This is a genomic window from Phreatobacter sp. GW821-FHT04C01 (genome assembly GCF_059420385.1).
The window spans coordinates 298,720-316,677 of sequence record NZ_JBWKTP010000003.1 but is presented as its reverse complement, the minus strand read 5'-3'; the positions used below and the strand labels follow the sequence as shown (position 1 = coordinate 316,677).

Below are 17,958 nucleotides of genomic sequence, written 5' to 3'. Positions count from 1 at the left end.
CGATCGCATCGAGGATCCGAAATGCTGCCCATCACTGGCTATGTCGACCGCTGGAGCGTGCGCCCGGGCGAGAAGCTGAATTTCAAGATCGGCGTGCGCGGCGGCGGACGCTATTCGGCCCGCATTGCCCGCGTGCTCTGCGGCGACCCGAACCCCAAGGGCCCGGGCTATCGCGACGTGCCGGTGGCCTGGGCGCTGGAGGGCGCGCATCAGGGCGAGGAACAGCAGATCGCGCTCGGCTCGTGGGTCGACATAGCCCGGCTCGACCTCGGCGCTGCCGGACGGCCGGTCGCCTTTGCCGCGACCGTCTGGCCGACCTTGCGCTCGGCAGGGCGGCAGGCGGTCGTCAACTGGTCGGGCAATGGCGCGGCGTTGACGCTCGGCATCGGTCCCTCGGGTGCGTTCTGCCGCCTGGCGACCGCCGCCGGCACGCTCGAGGTCGAGGCCGGCATGGCGCTGACCGAACGGGCCTGGCACGATATCGCCTGCCTCTATGACCCGGCGAGCCACACGCTTCAGCTCGGCCAGGCGCCACGCCGGATCCGGCTCGACCGGGACGAGCGGCGAACCATCAGCCAGACCGCGGCGGCCGGCGCATTGGCCGGGCTCGGCAGCGCGGCGATCGCGGCGGAGCGGGTGGGCACGGCGGTCACCGCGCATTTCAACGGCAAGATCGAACGGCCGCGCGTGCTCGACGGCGCCGACGGCCTCGACGCCATCCTGGCCTCGCAAGGCTCGGGCCTGGCGACATCGGCGAGCGGCCTGATCGCCGAATGGGATTTCGCTTTGGATATCCCGACCGATACGGCAACCGATATCGGCCCCGGCGGGTTTCACGGCCGCTGCGTCAACCTGCCGACCCGCGCCATGACCGGCTCGCGCTGGACCGGCGCGTTCCATCGCTGGACCGAGGCGCCCGGCGAATGGGCGGCGATCCATTTCCATGACGACGACATCGGCGATGCCGGCTGGAAGACCTCGCTCAGCTTCACCGTGCCGGATGACTGGAAAAGCGGGGTCTATGCCCTGCATCTCGAAAAGGACGGGGCACGCGACAATATCGTGTTTTATGTCCGCGCCGCCGTGCCGGGCTCCCAGGCCAAGGTCGCCTTCCTGGCGCCGACCTTCAGCTATACCGTCTACAGCCAGTACCAGAAGGCCGGGCGGCAAGCGCTCATCACCGAGCGGTCGCTCGCCTGGGGCGCGCTGGCGCAAGCCCCCGACGGCCATCCCGAATACGGCGTCTCGCCCTATAACTTCCATTCCGACGGCAGCGGCGTGGTCATGTCGACCACCCGCCGGCCGCTGATCGACAAGCGGGTCAATCAGATCCACCTGGTCGATCCGAGCCCCAACAGCTCCGGCCTCTACTGGATATCGGCGGACAGCTACATCACCGACCTGCTGACCCGAAAAGGCATCGCCTTCGAGGTCATCACCGATCACGATGTCCATGCCGAAGGCGCCGACCTCCTGTCGAAATACCAGGTGGTGCTGACCGGCCAGCATCCGGAATATCACACGACCGAGACGCTCGACGCGCTGGCCGCCTATTTCGGCGGCGGCGGCCGCTTCGTCTATCTCGGCGGCAACGGCTTCTACTGGAAGGTCGTGCCCCATGGCGACGGCCCCTGGGCGTTCGAGCTGCGCCGGGCCGAGGGCGGCATCCGCCTGTGGGAGACCTTGCCGGGCGAGAGCTACCACGCCTTCGACGGTTCCTATGGCGGGCTCTGGCGCCGCCTCGGCCGGCCGCCGCAGGCGCTTGTCGGCGTCGGCTTCAGCACCCAGGGCGAATATAAGGGCTATCCCTACACGTTCCTCGACGGCATCCTCGATCCGCGCGTCGCCTTCATGCGCCAGGGCATGGAGGACAAGGCCGTGCCCGGCACGGTGTTCGGCGAGCGCGGCCTGATGGGCGGCGGCGCCGCCGGCCATGAGCTCGACCGCGCCGACACGCTGCTCGGCACGCCGCCGCACGCCATCATCGTCGGCCGCGCCGTGGTCGAGGATCCCACCTATCAGCCGGTCAACGAGGAACGCCGCGACCATACCTGGCCGGGCAAGCGCGAGGACATCATCCGCTCCGACCTCACCTTCATGGAAACCGCCAATGGCGGCGCGGTGTTCTCGGTCGGCTCGATGAATTTCATCGGCGCCTTGCCGATCGATAATTACGACAATCCGGTTGCCGGGCTGATCACCAATATCGTCAGGCGCTTCGCCGATCCGGCGCCCTTCCCGGCGCCGCAAGAGCCCGCATCGGACTGACCGGTCGCGCCGATGGTCGACGGGCCGGCCTTGCCGTCAGCCGCCCTTGTCGCCATCGGCCGGCGCCGGCTTTTCCACCATCGCGAGCGCCAGCTTCTCTTCCCTACGGCCGAGCCAGAGGCTGTTCAGCAGCCAGGCCACCGAGGCGAGGCTCGCGATCGCCGAAACCGCCGTCAGCCCCAGCCCGAAATGGCCGAGCGAGGCAAAGGACCACGCTCCCACCTGGTCGCCCAGCCGATAGACGACGGTGTCGATGAAGCTCTTGGTCTTGTAGCGGTCCTCACGCGGAACGACGGTGAACAGGATTTCGCGAGCCGGCCGGGCAATGGCGAAATTGCCGGATCGGCGCAACACCTGCGCCGCCACCACCGACGAGACCGCCGGCCACAGCGCGACGGCGGCGAAACTGACGATGCTGAAGGCCGGCAGGATCGCCAGCGTCGCGCCGACCCCGATCCTGCGCAGCAGCGGGCCGGTCAGGACGATCTGGCAGACCAGCGTCAGGACGTTGACGGCAAGATCGACGGTCGCGAAAAACGCCGTCTGGGAGGCGCGATCGTGAAAGGCCCGGCTGACGATCGTCGCCTGCTGGAAATAGAGAAAGGTCGAGGTCACCGCGAACAGCAGCAGGAACAGGCTGACGTTCAGGAGATAGGGCGATGCGATGGCGTCGCGAAAGCCGGCCAGGCCGCTGCCGCCGATGGGCTCGTCACCAGCATCCGCTCGCGGATCGCGCGACAGGGCCGGGGACAGCCGCGATAACCGCCCGACGCAGAACACCGCGACCTTGAGCAGGCATGCCGCGCCGATCATCAGATGCCCGGCCGACAGATGGCGCGCCGTCGTCGCCGTCACCGCCGACCCCGCGATCGATCCGACGGTCGCGCCCGCGGCGATGAAGCCGAACAGTCGCTTGCCCTGTTCCGACGAGAAGATGTCGACGATCAGGGCCCAGAAGATCGACACCACGAACAGATTGAAGATCGAAGTCCAGATGAAAAAGCAGCGACCGCCCCAGATCGCCTGTTCCGGCGTCGCGACATAGAGCGCCACGGCGAACAACAGGATGTTGGCGCTGAAGAAGCGATAGGCAATCGGAATGAAGGTGGAGCGCGGAAAGCTCTTGATCAGGAAGCCGTAGGGAAGGTTGAGGATCAACATGCCCGCGAGCGTACCCGTGAACAGCCATGGCAGGTTTTCGACTCCGCCCGCCACGCCCATCTGGTCGCGGATCGGGCGCAGGACGTAATAGGCCGACAGCACCGAGAAGATGTAGAGCCACGACCATGCCAGCGCCGAGACCTCGGCCGGCCGGACGTCGACAACCCGGTTCACGGCGCGGAGGGCGGCCTGGGTGAAGCCGCCGGGAACCGCGGCCGGAGCAGGCACGCTCACCTGAGCGCCTCGATGCGCCGACGCATCTCGGCGGCGGTGAGCTGTTGGCCGTAGAGGGGCGCACCCTGGGCGAAATCCCTTGCCCGCGCCAGCGGTCCGACCACGACCGGATCGAACCCGGCGCTGGTGACCAGCGCGGAAGCGACCGCCAGCGCCGGCTGGTCGTCGCCGGCGATCGGAATGGCCATGCGCGCGCCGGCCCGGTTCGCATTGTCGTGGAGGATACGATAGTTCAGCGTGTTGAAGGCGCGCACGATCCGCGCGCCGGCCAGATAGCCGGCGGATGTCTCACCGATGCCGCCGTCGCGCGCCTCGGTCGCGATCTCGCCGTCGCGCGCCGGCACGGCATTGCCGGCATCCAGGACGACCTTGCCCGCCAGCGCCCCGGCATTGTCCTTGCCGATCTGCGGATAGGCCCGGTAGGGCACCGCCATCAGGGCCGCGTCGCCGAAGGCAAGCGCATCCGGCACGCTGCCGGTTCGCGCCAGGGGCCCGAGACTTTGCGCGAGCGCGGCGAGCTCTTCCGGATGGCGGGACGAGAACAGGACGGGATGGCCAGCCTTCACCCACAGCGCGCCGAGCGTGCCGCCGATATGGCCGGACCCGACAATGCCGATCCGGATCGGGCCCGCCGACGGCGCGGATTGGCCGGATGCACGCTCCGCTGCAGCAATCGCCAGGACGGCCAGCGCACCGGCGCGCAGCAGAAGCCGGCGCGAACAACCGAAACCAGAATTCTCCGTCACGACGACCTCCGCTCCATTTGCCGGCCGCACCAGGCCGGGATGCCGGAGCGAAAAGCTCCCGTCGGCATGACGCCCCGGTGGGGCGCGCGCCGGCCCGTCACAATGCGTCGAAGAACGCCGCCATGGCCCGGCGCTGCGCGGCGTCGGGTAAGCGGCCGCGGCCCGCGGCCAGATTGTCCGCCATGTGATCGGGGTTGCCGGTGCCGGGAATGACCGCGGTCACGGCCTCATGGCCGAGTAGGTATTTGAGAAAGAATTGCGGCCAGGTCGCCGCGTCGAACGCTTCGGCCCAGTCCGGCAAGGTCCGGCCGGCGACGGCGCGAAAGATCGACCTGCGGCCGAAGGGCAGCGCGGTCAGGACGGCGGCCCCCACTTCGGCCGCGGCCGGCAGCAGCCGCGTCTCGGCCTTGCGTTCGGCGAGCGAATAGTCGACCTGCAGGAAGTCCGGCTTCTCGCGCCGCAGGATCGCTTCGGCGGCGGCGTAGTCGCGATCGGAGGTCGTGGTGATGCCGACATAACGGCAGAGCCCCTCCGCCTTCCAGTCGCGGAAAGCCGCGAGGCTCTGGCTCGCCCGGCTGACATTGTGCAGCTGGAGCAGATCCACCTGGCCGGTGCGCAGGCGGTCGAGAGACCGGCGCAGTTCCGGCGCGCCGGCCGCCAAGTCGGCATTTTCGAGCTTGGTGGCGAGGAAGAGCCGGCCGCGGGCCCCGGGCGGAATGATGGCGCCCAGAACCTCCTCGGCCGAGCCATAGGACGACGCGGTATCGATGAGCTTGCCGCCATCCTCGATCAGCCGGTCGATCACCGCGCCAAGTGCGGCCCTGCGGCCTTCATCGGCGCCGACGCTGAAATTCGCGGCGGTTCCCAGGCCGACGACCGGAACCTGTTCGCCCGAATGCGGGATCGGCCGGGTCGCCACGGGCAGGGCGCGCGCGCCGGCCGCCGGCGCGGCGAAGACCCCGCCGATCGCCAGACCCGCGCCGATCGCGAGAACATGGCGACGGGTCGCGGCCGCTGCATAACGCGGATGATGGTCGCGAAAGTCTGTCATTGTGGGCGCCGAGGCCTGGAGGACCATGACGGATCGCAGCCCCGATAGTCCGGCCGGCCGGCGGCCACGGCAATTCACAAGCCTCCCACGGCGCTTCACAAATGAGCGACCCGCGGCGGGCACGTCCGGCCGGAGCCGGTCGCCGCCGCGGGTCACCGCGTTCCGGTCGCGCTTCCGGCCTTTGCGCTCGTCGCAAGCATGTCAGGCGCCGCCGCCGGCTGACTTCAGGCCGAAATCGTAGCGAAGATGGCGCCAGCGCTCCGGCGCCGGCGTGCCGTCGGGATAGGCGGGTTCCCGGCGCTCGGGCAGCGCGGCGACGAGGCTTTCCTTGACCCCGAAAACCGCATCGCTCTCCAGCCACGGATCGCCGGAAATGAAGACATGGGTCACCAGGGTCTCGAACCCGGGCGCCGAGACGTGGAAATGGACATGGGCCGGCCGCATCGGATGGCGCTTGGTCGCCTCCAGAAGCTGGCCGACCGGCCCGTCATGCGGGATGGGATAGCTCGACGGCACGATCGACTTGAAGTGGAAGCGGCCGGCCTTGTCGGAAATGAACCGGGCGCGCAGCGAGGCCTCGTCGGGCTCGCTCTTCTGGGCATCGTAGAAGCCGTCATCGTCGGAATGCCAGATATCGATCACCGCGTCCCCCAGCGGTGCGCCGTCGGCGGTGCTGACCTGGGCCTCGACATACATCCGTTCACCGTCCATGCCGGCGGCGATATCGCTGCCATGGGCGGTGACCCGGTGCTCGCCGAGATAGAACGGCCCGAGCACCGTGGTTTCGGTCGCGCCGTCGGGCAGCCGGTGATTGATGGCATCGACCAGCATCGACACGCCCATGACATCGGACAGCAGGATGAATTCCTGGCGCTTGTCGTCGCACATGTGGCCGGTGCGGGTCAGGTAGTCGATGGCGAAACTCCATTCGTCCTGGGTCAGCTCGACCTCCTTGACGAAGGCATGGCTGTGGCGGACCAGGGCCTGGACGATCTGTTTCAGCCGCGGATTCTCACAGCCCTCGAAACGGGCCAGAACTTCCTCGGTCAGGTTGTGCTCGTTGAAGCTCAGCATGGATGGCTTTTCCTCGGTTCTGGTCGGCCGGCGCGGTCAACCGGCGGATAACGGCCGATCGCCGGCCCAGGCCCTGGCGATCAGGTCGCGGATCGCCGCGCGGTCGATCGGACGCGGGTTCCAATAGGGGTTCTTGACCGCGAGGTCGGCGGCCTGATCGATGCCGGCCTCGGCCATGCCGAGATCCTTCAAGGCGCGTTTTGCGCCGACCCGGCCGGCGAGATCGAACAGACCCTGGGGGGCATCGGCGACGCCGAGGGCCCTGGCGACACGCGCCAGGGCCTCCGGCGCGGCCGCGGCATTATAGGCCGCGGCATGCGGCAGCACGACCGTATGGGTTTCGGCATGGGGCAGGTCGAAAGAGCCGCCGAGCGTGTGGCAGAGCTTGTGGTGCAGGGCCATGCCGACCGAACCGAGACAGGAGCCGCAGAGCCAGGCGCCGTACAGCGCCTCGCTACGGGCCTCATGGTCGGCGGGGTTCTGGACGATGCGCGGCAGAGCGCCCGACAGGGCCCGGATGCCCTCCTCGGCCATCAGCGAGACGATCGGATTGCGGTCCTGCGCGTAAAGCGCCTCGACGGCGTGGGCGATGGCGTTGATGCCCGAGGTGCCGGTCAGCCCGACCGGCAAGGACAGGGTCAGGTCGATGTCATAGATGACCGTTTCCGGCAGCACGTCGAGGCTGCGCACGGTGGTCTTCAGGCCGTCCTTGGTCTCACCGAGGATCGGCGTCATCTCGGAACCGGCATAAGTCGTCGGCACGGCGATCTGGCTGACGCCGGTGCGCAGCGCGAGCGCCTTGCCGAGCCCGATGGTCGAGCCACCGCCGAGCGAGACCACGCAATCGGCATCGGCGTCCCGCAGGACCGCCATGGCAGCGCCCGTCACTTCGACCGGCGTATGCATGACCGCGCCGCTATGGACACCCGCGGACAGCGGGCCGAGCAGGTGCGTCAGGCGCTCGCCCTCGGCGGCCTGGTGCGGCGTGGTCAGCACCAGCACCCGCCTCGCCCCGAGGCGCGTGGCTTCGTCGGCCAAGGTCGACAGCGTGCCGCTGCCGAACACCACGCGGGCCGGCAAAGCGCCATAAACGAAAGAGCCGATCATCGGCCCGCCTCCTCGGTTCGATCCCTGCCTGCCGGGCGGTTCGCGAAAAAGCGCCCACCCTGTTCACCTGATATATCCGCCCGTTCAGTCAATCGGCGGTCCCGGCCCTTCAACCGCCGGGGATATAATCGACCTGATGCCGGTCGATGCGCAGATCGCCGAGCTCGCGCCGGACCCGCAAATGCTCGGGATGGCTGGCATAGCGCTCCAGATCGGCGGCATTGGCAAATTCCGAGACCAGGACGACGTCGCAGGCATAGTCGACATTGCTGATGTCGACGCCGACCTCGATGTCATTGAGCCCCTCGATCAGGCCGCGCAGGCCTTCGAAAGCCTGTTTCACCTTGCGGCGAGCCTCGGCCCGCTCCTCGGGCGTTTCGCCGCGCAGGCGCCACATGACGATATGCCTGATCGGACCGGCCATGGTGCCCTGCTGCGAGTTTGACGCGGGTTCAGCATCGGCTTGCGGCCAGCGGAAGAAAAGCGTGTATTGGGAAATACACTTTTTCATTTAGCGGAAAACTATGGACCGCCTCAGACAGGTCGAGATCTTCGTCAAGACCGCCGAACTCGGCAGCCTGTCGAAGGCGGCGGAACGCCTCGGCATGTCCAATGCCGCGGCCAGCCGGCACCTGAGCGCGCTGGAAGACCGGCTGGCGGCGCGGCTCATCGAGCGCAATACCCGCCGCCTCTGGCTGACCGAGGCCGGCCAGGACTTTTTCCAGCGCTGCACCTCGGTGCTTTCAGAGCTCGCCGAGGCCGAGCAGGCGGTCAATGAGCGACAGGCGGCGCCGACCGGTCAGTTGCGCATCACCTGCTCGCTGTCCTTTGCACTGATCTATCTCGCGCCGGTCCTGCCGGCCTTCCACGCGCTCTATCCGAAACTGACCGTGCAGATCATCGCCGCCAACCGCTATCCCGATTTCATCGAGGCCGGCATCGACGTGGCGATCCGCACCCGCGAGCACGAGCCCGATTCCAACATCATCGTGCGCCGGCTGAGCCGCACCCGGCGCGTGCTGGCAGCCTCGCCCTACTATCTCGCCCGGCGCGGCACGCCGACCTCGCCCGATCAGCTCGCCGAGCACGACATGCTGGTCTACAACCTCGCCAACGACCCCTATGTGCTGCACCTGAAGAAGGGCACGGCGTCACGCCAGGTCCGGATCACCAGCCTGCTCGACAGCAATGACGGCCAGATCATCCGGGCCGCGGCGGTGGCCGGCCACGGCATCCTGATCCAGCCGCTCTATATCGTGCACGCGGACATCGCCGCGGGCCGGCTGAAGGTCATCCTCGACGACTGGGACCTGCCGCCGCTGACCATGAACATCGCCTACCAGAACAAGCGGCGGCTGCCGGTCAAGATCAAGGTCTTCACCGAATTCCTGACCGCCCATATGCGGGCGAGCGCGGTGGCGCAGATGTGAGACCGGCGACCACGGCCGGTCCCTTCGCCGCCCCGTCACATGGCGGCGACCAGCCCGTCGCGCCGGCTTTCGGTGGCCGCGACATATCCCTCGCCCGGGCCGCCGAGCCGCATGACCATCTGCGCGGCGCCGGCTTCATGCGATGAGGCCGGCAGCGCGACGAGGCGATGGCCCTTGCCGGTGAGGGCCGCGAGCGTCGCCGGCGGCAGGCCCGCCTCGATCATCACCTGGCCGTCCTCGGCGATGCGCCAGCGCGGGCCGTCGATGGCGGCCTGCGGGTTCTCGCCGTGATCGACCAGCCGCGACACCAGCTGGACATGGCCCTGCGCCTGCATGGTCCCGCCCATGACGCCGAAAGCGGCGTGCGGCGCGCCGCCGGCCCGCTGCGTCATGAAGCCGGGAATGATGGTGTTGAGCGGCCGCTTGCCAGGCCCGACTTCGTTGGGATGACCACTTTCCAGCGAGAAGCCCGCTCCCCGATTGTTCAGCGCGATGCCGGTGCCGGGCACGACGACGCCTGCGCCGAAACCGCGAAAATTCGACTGGATGACCGAAGCCATGCCACCGTCGCGGTCGGCGGCGGCGAGATAGACCGTGCCCTGGGCGCGGCTCGCCTCATGACCGAGCCCCAGGGTCCGTGCCGGATCGATCCGGCCGGCAGCCTCGGCCAGCCGCGCCGCCGACAGGAGATCGGCCGGCGTCATGCGCATGAATGAGGGGTCGCCGACATGGTCGGCGAGATCGCGCAGCGCCAGGCGGGTCGCCTCGATCATCAGATGCAGGCGTTCCGGGTCGTCCGGGGCAAAACGGCCGAGATCGAAATGACCGAGAATGCCGAGCGCGGCGAGCGCGGCGATGCCCTGCCCGTTCGGCGGCGGCTCGTGGATCGCCATGTCGCGATAGGTCTGGCCGATCGGCTCGACCCAGGTCACCTCATGGGCCGCGAGGTCGGCCGCGGCGAGCGGTGCGTCATGGGCGGCGGCGAAGGCCGAGATCGCGCCGGCCAGCGCTCCCTCGTAGAAATCGCGGCCGTCGGTGGCGGCGATGCGCTCGAGGCTGCGCGCGAGATCGGCGTGGCGGAAGCGCTCGCCGGCCCGGGGCGGCCGCCCACCGGGCAGGAAGCTCTCGGCAAAGTCCGGCTGACCGTCGAACCAGGGCGCCTGCATCCGCCAGTGACGGGCGACCATGACCGGCACCAGGAAGCCGTCGGCGGCATGGCGGATCGCGGGCTCGAACAGGTCGGCGAAAGGCAGCCGGCCGAAGGCCCGCGACAGGGCGCGCCAGCCGGCCACCGCGCCCGGCGTCATCACCGTGTCCCATCCGACCAAAGGCATGGCTGCCGCATGGGCGAACCGCCGCCGCTCGAGCCGGGCGGGCGCCCGGCCCGAGGCGTTGAGGCAGCGCAGCCTGTGCCCGTCCCAGACGATCGCGAAGAGATCGCTGCCCAGGCCGTTCATGGTCGGCTCGACCACGGTCAGTGCGATGGCCGAAGCGACCGCCGCGTCGACGGCATTGCCGCCGCGCGCCAGCATGGCGAGCCCGGCCTGGGCCGCCAGCGGCTGGCTGGTGGCGACGCAGGCATCGGCGAAGACCGGCAGGCGCGTCGAGGGATAGGGGAAAGACCAGTCCATGGGACAAAACCTTATTCGACCTTGAGGCCGAGCCCGTCGACCAGCCGGCGCCAGCGCGCGCGGTCGGCCTGGAGCAGGGCGGCGAGCGCGTCCGGTCCCTCGCCGAGGGGCTGGAAACCGAGCGCCGCCAGGCGTGCGGCGAAGGCCGGCTCGCGAACGATGCCGGCAATCGCCGCGGCGAGCCTCTGGACGGCCGGGTCGGGCGTGGCCTTCGGCGCGAACAGCCCGATCCAGACCTCCGACTGAACGCCTGGAAATCCGGCTTCCGCCGTGGTCGGGACCTCGGGCAGGGAGGCCAGGCGCCGGCGCGCGGTCACCGCGAGCGCGCGCAGCCCGCCCGCCGCGATCTGTTCGCCGAGGCCCAGGGGAACGTCGACCATGAATTGAACCCGGCCGGAGACCAGGTCGCCGAAAGCCGCGGCGGCGCCCCGATAGGGCACATGCAGCGCCTGGAAGCCCGCTTCCGCGCGCAACAGTTCGGCGGTCAGATGGGAGACGGTACCAGCGCCGCTCGAACCGAAGCTGACCGCGCCCGGCCGGGCCCTGGCATCGGCCACGAGCGCCGCAAGGCTTGGATGAGGCGAGCTGCCGGGAACCACGATCAGATTGGGGGTCGTGCCGATGGTCGCGACCGGCGCGAGATCGGCGACCGGGTCGAAGCTCGCGCGGGCGCCGGCGAGCACCGGAGCCACCGCCTGGGTGCCGGCCGTACCGACCAGCAGGACACGACCGTCGGCCGGCGCGCGAGCCACTTCGCGCGCCGCGATCGAGCCCGTTGCCCCCGGCCGGTTCTCGACGATGACGCTGCCGCCGAGAACCGCCTGCAATCGCTCGGCTACGAGACGAGCGACAATGTCGGTGCCGCCGCCGGCCGCGAAGGGCACGAGCAGCCGGACCGGTTGCTCCGGCGCCGGGATTTGCGCCGTGGCCGGCATGGCCTGGAGGACAAGCCATGCGAGCGCCGCAGCGGCGTTCAGGCGGCCGAGGCCGAGGCGCCGGCCGGCGCTCCGCCGGCGGCTAGCCGAACCTGTCCCCGGGATCGCTGCCGCGCGGACCATCCGCGCGGGGCAGGTTCGATCAATGGCGTTGCACACGATGCTGGCCCTCCAGTCGGGATAGCCGTGCCCTCGCTACGCGTACCGCGCGCGGCATCGGATCTCCGCCCTCACACCGTTTCCTGTACACTGTACAATTCTCTCTTGTCCAGCGGACAGGATGACCCGAGATCCGGCAAAAGCGCGGCGGCATGGAGCACAACGGGACGTGGCGGTATCAGCCGGATCAGGCTTTGGCGGAGCCCGGATGACGCCACCGCCGGGCGCCCCGGACCTGCGCAGATTTGCCGCAGACCGGGCTTTGTTGCATATGCTCCGCTCCCGGTCAGGCAGTCTCGGCGCGCACCCATGGACCAAAGCAAGGATTTGAGCACGCCCCACCGTGCCCCGATGCGCAAGCGCGGGCTCGAACGTTTCGGCCTGCTGCTCGACGCGACCGCCGATCTGCTCACCGAGCTGGTCAACGAGGACATCAGCCTGGCCCAGATCGCCGAGCGCGCGGGCGTGCCGCTCGCTTCGGTCTATCACTTCTTCCCCAACCGCAACGCCGCCTTCGTCGCGCTCGCCCAGCGCTATCACGCCGAGCTCGGGGCTTCCGCGCGGGCCCCGGTCGAGCCGCCGCCGGAGACCTGGCAGGACTATATCGCCAACCGGCAGCGGCACGGCGCCGGCTATCTCAACGCCAATCCCGCGGCGCTGCGCCTGTTCATGGGCGCCGGGGTCAGCGTCGAGGTCAGGAATACCGACCTGAACGGCAATGCCGAGCTCGCCCGCCTCAGGGCTGCCTATCTCAGGGCGACCTTCGACATGCCGAACATTCCGGATCTCGAAGACAAGGTCGCCGTCTCGATCGCGCTGGTCGACGGCATCTGGGCGATGTCCTACAGCCTGCACCGGCAGATCGCCCCGCGCTACCTGAACGAATCCGTCCGCTCGGCGATCGCCTATTTGCGTTTATACCTGCCCGAGCTGGTCGGCCGGCGCCCGAACTGACCGCGCCGGCCCGACAGCCGGCTGCGCCCTCCTGCGCGCGACCGGCGCGGGGCTTTTCGCTCATGGACGAACCTTAGCTGTCGCAACGAGCCCCACTTCGGCCAGCCAAATTCCGGCTCCCTGACGATAGAAATTTCCATCATCAGGATTTATCCGGATGAGTCCCCTCCGCGCCTCGGCACGCCATGGGTCCCGTTGAGCCGTGATGATTATCCAATTATTTCAGCCCATTACATGCCGCATGATCTCAATCGATCGCGACTCGGCTGACCTGAACGGCACGAGCCGCCATTTCTCCCTCTGTCTTGATAGTCGAATTATTTATCACTAGCGTCGTGAGGCTATCAGAAGCGGATCAACCGCCATCGAGGACCATCTCGTCTCGCACAGCAGAGGGGCCGTTATGAAACGTCGTGACTTCCTGAAGGCGGCGGCATCCGCAGTCTCCGCCGGCATCGCCGCGCCAGGGATCGCCTGGAGCCAGAACAACAAGACCATCACCTTCGTCCCGCAATCCGACCTGACCCTGCTCGACCCCGTGCAGACCACCGGCCTGGTGACCCGCAATCACGGCCTCATGGTCTTCGACACGCTTTACGGGGTCGACGAGAAATTCGAACTGCAGCCCCAGATGGCCGCGGGCCATGTCATCGAGAAGGATGGCCTGCGCTGGACCGTCACGCTGCGCGACGGCCTGAAGTTCCATGACGGCGAACCGGTCCGCGCCAGGGACTGCGCGGCCAGCATCGTGCGCTGGTGGAACCGCGACGTGTTCGGCGGCGATCTGCGCAACGCCACGGCCGAGCTGTCGACGCCTGATGACAAGACCCTCGTCTTCGACCTCAAGCAGCCGTTCCCACTGCTCGCCTATGCACTCGGCAAGCCTTCCGGCATCTGCCCGATCATGCCGGAGCGCCTGGCGCGCCGGCCCGGCACCGAGCAGGTGACCGAGATGGTCGGCAGCGGCCCGTTCCAGTTCGCCGCCGAGGAACGGGTCCTCGGCTCGCAGGTGGTCTATAAACGTTTCGCCGGCTATGTTCCGCGCGCGTCGGGCACGGCCAGCTTCATGGCCGGCCCGAAGGTCGTCCATGTCGATCGCGTCGTCTGGCGCGCGCTTCCCGACCCCGCGACCGCGGCGGCCGCCATGCAGGCGGGCGAGGTCGACTGGTGGGAACAGCCGACGCCGGATCTCATCCCGCTGCTCCAGCGCCGGCGCAACATCAAGGTCGAGGTCAAGGACACCGGCGGCTATCTCGCCATGATCCGGCTCAACCACCTGGTGCCGCCCTTCGACAATCCGGCCATCCGCAGGGCCATCCTCTCGGCGATCAACCAGGCGGACTATATGACCGCGGTCATGGGCACCGAGCGAACCTATTGGAAGGACAATGTCGGCTTCTTCCTGCCGGAATCATCCTTTGCCAACGACGCCGGCATGGAGGTCTTCGCCGGCGCGCCAAACTACGCCAAGGCCAAGGAGGAGCTGATCAAGGCCGGCTACAAGGGCGAGCGGATCGTCTTTGTGGTGCCGACCGATCTGCATGCGCTCAATTCGATGAGCCTGGTCGCCGCCGACATGTTCAGGAAGATCGGCCTCGACGTCGACTACTACACGTCCGACTGGGGCACGGTCCTGCAGCGCATCGCCTCCCAGCGCCCGCCCGACCAGGGCGGTTGGAGCGCCTGGTGCAACTACGTCCCGGGCGCGACCACCATCAATCCCTCGACGCATACCTATCTGCGTGGCATCGGCCGCGCCGGAACCTTCGGCTGGCCGACCAGCGAGAAAGTCGAGGCGCTGCGCTACGCCTTCCTGTCGGCGCAGGACGACAAGGACAGGAACCGGCTGGTGCGCGAGATCCAGGCCCAGGCGTTCCAGGACACGCCCTATCTGCCGCTCGGCTATTACGCCCAGCCGACCGCCTATAATCAGCGGCTGCGCAACGTGCCTGCCGGCTTCGCCCAGTTCTACAATGTGATGAAGGACTGACATCGAGACCGATCGGCTTGTCCAGCGGGTCGGTCCTCATTGCCCTTGCTTCGGCGTCTGACGATGCCGGAGCGAGGCGAGGCCACTACGCAGTGATTATGACGCTTTGGCTGGGCAGGCGCAGCGCTGAGGGAGACAGTGGAGCAATGGCGGCTTGGTACCACTTCCTCATGCTCGCACCGCGTCGTCTTGGCCGGGCTTGTCCCGGGCACCCACGTATTCATCCGCTCGCGGCAATCAATTCGTGGATGGCCGGGACAAGCCCGGCCAAGACGAGAATTGTCCTTGGCAGGCCTCCATCAACCGCGCCTGGCGGATTCGCCGCCGGGTATTTCCTCAAAGATGCTGCTCGGAGCAGCCGGGATCGCGAAACATGACCAATCCGCAAGCTGAAGCCGGATATGCCACCGCCATCGATCTGCGGGAACGCTATGCCCGCGGCGGGACCTCGCCGACCGAGGTGGTGAAGGCGGTGCTGGACCGGATCGACGCGGTCAATCCCGCGATCAACGCCTTTTCCGTCGTCATGCGCGAAGAGGCCATGGCATCCGCCGGCCAGTCGGAACGCCGCCTGCGCAGCGGCGAGGCAGGCCCGCTGGAGGGCATTCCGGTCACGATCAAGGATGCCTTCGACGTCGCCGGCCAGGAAACCGCGACCAACACGCTCGCGCTCAAAGGACCGATCGCCACCAGCGACAATATCGTGGTGGAGCGGTTGCGCCGTGCCGGCGCGGTGATCATCGGCAAGACGACCATGTCGGAGTTCGGCTGGTCCGGCATCAGCCGCAACCCGGTGACCGGGATCACCCATAACCCTTGGGGACACGGCCTCAATGCCGGCGCCTCCTCGGCCGGGGCCGGCGCCGGGGCGGCGGCCGGCTTCGGGCCGCTGCATCTCGGCTCGGACGGCGCGGGTTCCATCCGCATGCCCTCGCATTTCTGCGGCGTGTTCGGGCTCAAGCCGACCTATGGGCGTGTGCCCTATGCACCCGTTTCCAACAATGACTATGCCACCTTCATCGGCCCGATGACCCGTACGGTTGCCGATGCCGCACTCATGCTGGAGACCATGGCGGGACCGCATTTCCTCGACCACACCTCCTGCGAGGCGCCGCCCGACGCCTATCTCGCCAGGCTCAAGGCCTCGATGAAGGGCAAGCGGATCGCCTTCAGCCCCGATCTCGGCCATGCGCGCGTCGATGGCGAGATCGCGGATATCGTCCGCGGCGCGGCGCGCGTGTTCTCCGACACGCTTCAGGCCGATGTCGCGGAGGTGACGCCGGATTGGGGGCCGCTCGGGCCCGAGCTCGGCCGCTTCTTCTGGGCCGTCCTGTGGGGCCGGCGCAGTCCGCTTCTGGCCGAATGGGAGGACCGGATGGGCGCGGATCTCGTCGCCTGCATCCGCGAAGGTGCGAATTTTTCGGCGACTGAATTCATCAACACGCGCGAGCGCAAATTCGCCTATGTAGCGAAGATCTCGTCCTTCCTCGAGGACTGGGACTATCTGATCACCCCGGTCGCCTCGGTTGCCGCCTTCCCGGTCGAGCGGGTGCGGCCGGCACACTGGCCGGAGCACGCCTGGGACTGGCTCGCCTGGTCGGAATTTCTCTACCCCTTCAACATGTCGGGCCATCCGGCCGCGAGCGTCCCCTGCGGCATGACCCGCGCCGGACTTCCGGTCGGCCTGCAGATCGTCAGCCGCCGTTTCAACGATCTCGGCGTGCTGCAGGCAGCCGCCGCCTTCGAGGAGGCCGTGCCGATGCACCGCCAGCGCCCGGCCTTGGCGCCGGCCGCCTGACCAGGACGCCACCTGCCCCGCACACCCGGTCGCGCCGTCGGCCGTCATCCTTCAAACCGCGTGAGGAAGCCATGAGACGAAATTCCAGGGATGCCGAACTGCGCGAGCGGGCACGGCTGGTGATCCCGGGCGGCATGTATGGCCACGAGTCGGCCGCGCTGCTTCCCGACACCTTTCCGCAATATTTCTCGCGCGCCGAGGGGGCCTATCTCTGGGACTGCGACGGCAACCGCTATATCGACTACATGTGCGCCTTCGGGCCCAATCTGCTGGGCTATCGCCACCCGGCCGTCGAAGCCGCGGCCGCGGCGCAAGGCGCGCAGGGCGACACCATGACCGGCCCCTCCGAGGCCATGGTGGTCCTTGCCGAGGACTTCGTGTCGATGATCTCGCATGCGGATTGGGCGATCTTCTGCAAGAACGGCAGCGATGCCACCAGCATGGCCATGGTCACCGCCAGGGCCTATCGGGACCGCAAGAAGATCCTGGTCGCCAAGGGCACCTATCACGGCGCCTCGCCCTGGAACACGCCCAGCCTGAAGGGCATCGTGCCCGAAGACCGCGCGCATATCATCACCTTCGACTACAACGACCTGGACAGCGCCAGGGCCGCCTTCAAGAGCGCCGAGGGCGACGTCGCGGGCGTCTTCGCCACGCCCTTCCGCCACGAGGTCTTCGCCGATCAGTTCCTGCCTTCCGCGGAGTACGCGACCGGCTTGAGGCGCCTGTGCGACGAGGCCGATGCCCTGCTCATCATCGACGAGGTCAGGACCGGGTTCCGGCTGTCGCGCGATTGCAGCTGGGCAGTCCATGGCGTCGCGCCCGATCTCAGCGCCTGGGGCAAGGTGCTCGGCAACGGCCATCCGATCTCCGCCCTGCTCGGCTCGGACAAGGCGCGGCAGGCCGCCGCGTCGATCTATGTGACGGGGTCGTTCTGGTTCTCGGCCGTGCCGATGGCCGCGGCGATCGCGACGCTGAACATCATCCGGTCGACCGATTATCTCGAGCGGATCGCCGCGGTCGCCCAGCGCCTGCGGGACGGTATCGACGAACAGGCGCGGCGGCACGGCATCGCCGTGCGCCAGACCGGTCCGGCGCAGATGCCGCAGATCCTGTTCGACGAGGATCCCGACTGGCGGAAGGGTTCGTTCTGGACCGGCACGGCAGCCCGGCTCGGTGCCTATATCCACCCCTATCACAACATGTTCTGCTGCGCGGCCATGACGCCGGCCGATGTCGACGCCACGCTCGAGATCACCGACCGCGCCTTCGCCGAGCTGAAGAATGCCTTGCCCACCTTGCCGGCCCAGCCGAATGAACGCCTGCTGCAGCGCCTCGCCCAGCGCCGCTAGCATCACTTGACGCGCCTGCGGGCCGGATGTCTCGCAAGGCCGGGATCGCCGGCTTGCGCGAGGTTCGG

Annotated in this window: 14 protein-coding genes; 6 read left to right on the top strand and 8 right to left on the bottom strand. The window is 68.3% G+C overall.

Annotated elements, in window-relative coordinates; genetic code table 11:
• The first annotated feature begins 21 nt into the window (after positions 1–21).
• Positions 22–2,268, top strand: a complete 2,247-nt coding sequence (locus tag AC07WJ_RS13185; protein ID WP_494935048.1) for a N,N-dimethylformamidase beta subunit family domain-containing protein — start codon at positions 22–24, stop codon at positions 2,266–2,268.
• Positions 2,269–2,304: 36 nt separating this feature from the next.
• On the opposite strand, the gene AC07WJ_RS13180 is transcribed toward AC07WJ_RS13185, so the two are convergent.
• The 6 genes from AC07WJ_RS13180 to AC07WJ_RS13155 all read right to left on the bottom strand — a co-directional run bounded on the left by AC07WJ_RS13180 (position 2,305) and on the right by AC07WJ_RS13155 (position 8,065).
• Positions 2,305–3,657 carry an NTP/NDP exchange transporter gene (locus tag AC07WJ_RS13180; protein ID WP_494935588.1) on the bottom strand — a complete coding sequence of 451 codons (1,353 nt, stop codon included), beginning with the start codon at positions 3,655–3,657 and terminating at the stop codon, positions 2,305–2,307.
• A 2-nt stretch (positions 3,658–3,659) separates the two neighbouring features.
• Positions 3,660–4,409 (bottom strand): NADPH-dependent F420 reductase, encoded by a 750-nt coding sequence (locus AC07WJ_RS13175; RefSeq protein WP_494935047.1) that lies wholly within the window; start codon positions 4,407–4,409, stop codon positions 3,660–3,662.
• Positions 4,410–4,506: 97 nt separating this feature from the next.
• Positions 4,507–5,460, bottom strand: coding sequence for an aldo/keto reductase (locus AC07WJ_RS13170; RefSeq protein WP_494935046.1), 954 nt, complete (start codon positions 5,458–5,460; stop codon positions 4,507–4,509).
• Positions 5,461–5,661: 201 nt separating this feature from the next.
• A complete protein-coding gene (locus AC07WJ_RS13165; RefSeq protein WP_494935045.1) occupies positions 5,662–6,534 on the bottom strand; it encodes an intradiol ring-cleavage dioxygenase in 873 nt (290 codons plus the stop codon).
• 36 nt (positions 6,535–6,570) lie between these two features.
• The gene (locus AC07WJ_RS13160; protein WP_494935044.1) at positions 6,571–7,641 is read right to left on the bottom strand and encodes a maleylacetate reductase; all 1,071 of its coding nucleotides are present in this window, start codon (positions 7,639–7,641) and stop codon (positions 6,571–6,573) included.
• Positions 7,642–7,750: 109 nt separating this feature from the next.
• Positions 7,751–8,065, bottom strand: a complete 315-nt coding sequence (locus AC07WJ_RS13155) for a Dabb family protein (protein ID WP_494935043.1) — start codon at positions 8,063–8,065, stop codon at positions 7,751–7,753.
• Positions 8,066–8,165: 100 nt separating this feature from the next.
• Between AC07WJ_RS13155 and AC07WJ_RS13150 the strand changes: the two genes are divergently transcribed.
• The gene (locus tag AC07WJ_RS13150; protein WP_494935042.1) at positions 8,166–9,071 is read left to right on the top strand and encodes a LysR family transcriptional regulator; all 906 of its coding nucleotides are present in this window, start codon (positions 8,166–8,168) and stop codon (positions 9,069–9,071) included.
• A 35-nt stretch (positions 9,072–9,106) separates the two neighbouring features.
• Here AC07WJ_RS13150 and AC07WJ_RS13145 read toward each other — a convergent pair whose 3' ends face one another.
• Both AC07WJ_RS13145 and AC07WJ_RS13140 read right to left on the bottom strand, forming a co-directional pair.
• Positions 9,107–10,702, bottom strand: a complete 1,596-nt coding sequence (locus AC07WJ_RS13145) for a gamma-glutamyltransferase family protein (protein ID WP_494935041.1) — start codon at positions 10,700–10,702, stop codon at positions 9,107–9,109.
• Between the two features lie 11 nt (positions 10,703–10,713).
• Entirely contained in the window at positions 10,714–11,637 is a 924-nt protein-coding gene (locus AC07WJ_RS13140) for a Bug family tripartite tricarboxylate transporter substrate binding protein (RefSeq protein WP_494935040.1), read from the bottom strand.
• A 468-nt stretch (positions 11,638–12,105) separates the two neighbouring features.
• Between AC07WJ_RS13140 and AC07WJ_RS13135 the strand changes: the two genes are divergently transcribed.
• The 4 genes from AC07WJ_RS13135 to AC07WJ_RS13120 all read left to right on the top strand — a co-directional run bounded on the left by AC07WJ_RS13135 (position 12,106) and on the right by AC07WJ_RS13120 (position 17,890).
• Positions 12,106–12,750 carry a TetR/AcrR family transcriptional regulator gene (locus AC07WJ_RS13135; protein ID WP_494935039.1) on the top strand — a complete coding sequence of 215 codons (645 nt, stop codon included), beginning with the start codon at positions 12,106–12,108 and terminating at the stop codon, positions 12,748–12,750.
• A 403-nt stretch (positions 12,751–13,153) separates the two neighbouring features.
• Positions 13,154–14,740: an ABC transporter substrate-binding protein gene (locus AC07WJ_RS13130; RefSeq protein ID WP_494935038.1), complete on the top strand. Its 1,587-nt coding sequence runs from the start codon at positions 13,154–13,156 to the stop codon at positions 14,738–14,740.
• Between the two features lie 373 nt (positions 14,741–15,113).
• Complete coding sequence (locus tag AC07WJ_RS13125) at positions 15,114–16,538, top strand: amidase (RefSeq protein WP_494935037.1); 1,425 nt, start codon at positions 15,114–15,116, stop codon at positions 16,536–16,538.
• 71 nt (positions 16,539–16,609) lie between these two features.
• The gene (locus tag AC07WJ_RS13120) at positions 16,610–17,890 is read left to right on the top strand and encodes an aminotransferase class III-fold pyridoxal phosphate-dependent enzyme (protein WP_494935036.1); all 1,281 of its coding nucleotides are present in this window, start codon (positions 16,610–16,612) and stop codon (positions 17,888–17,890) included.
• Positions 17,891–17,958: the final 68 nt, after the last annotated feature.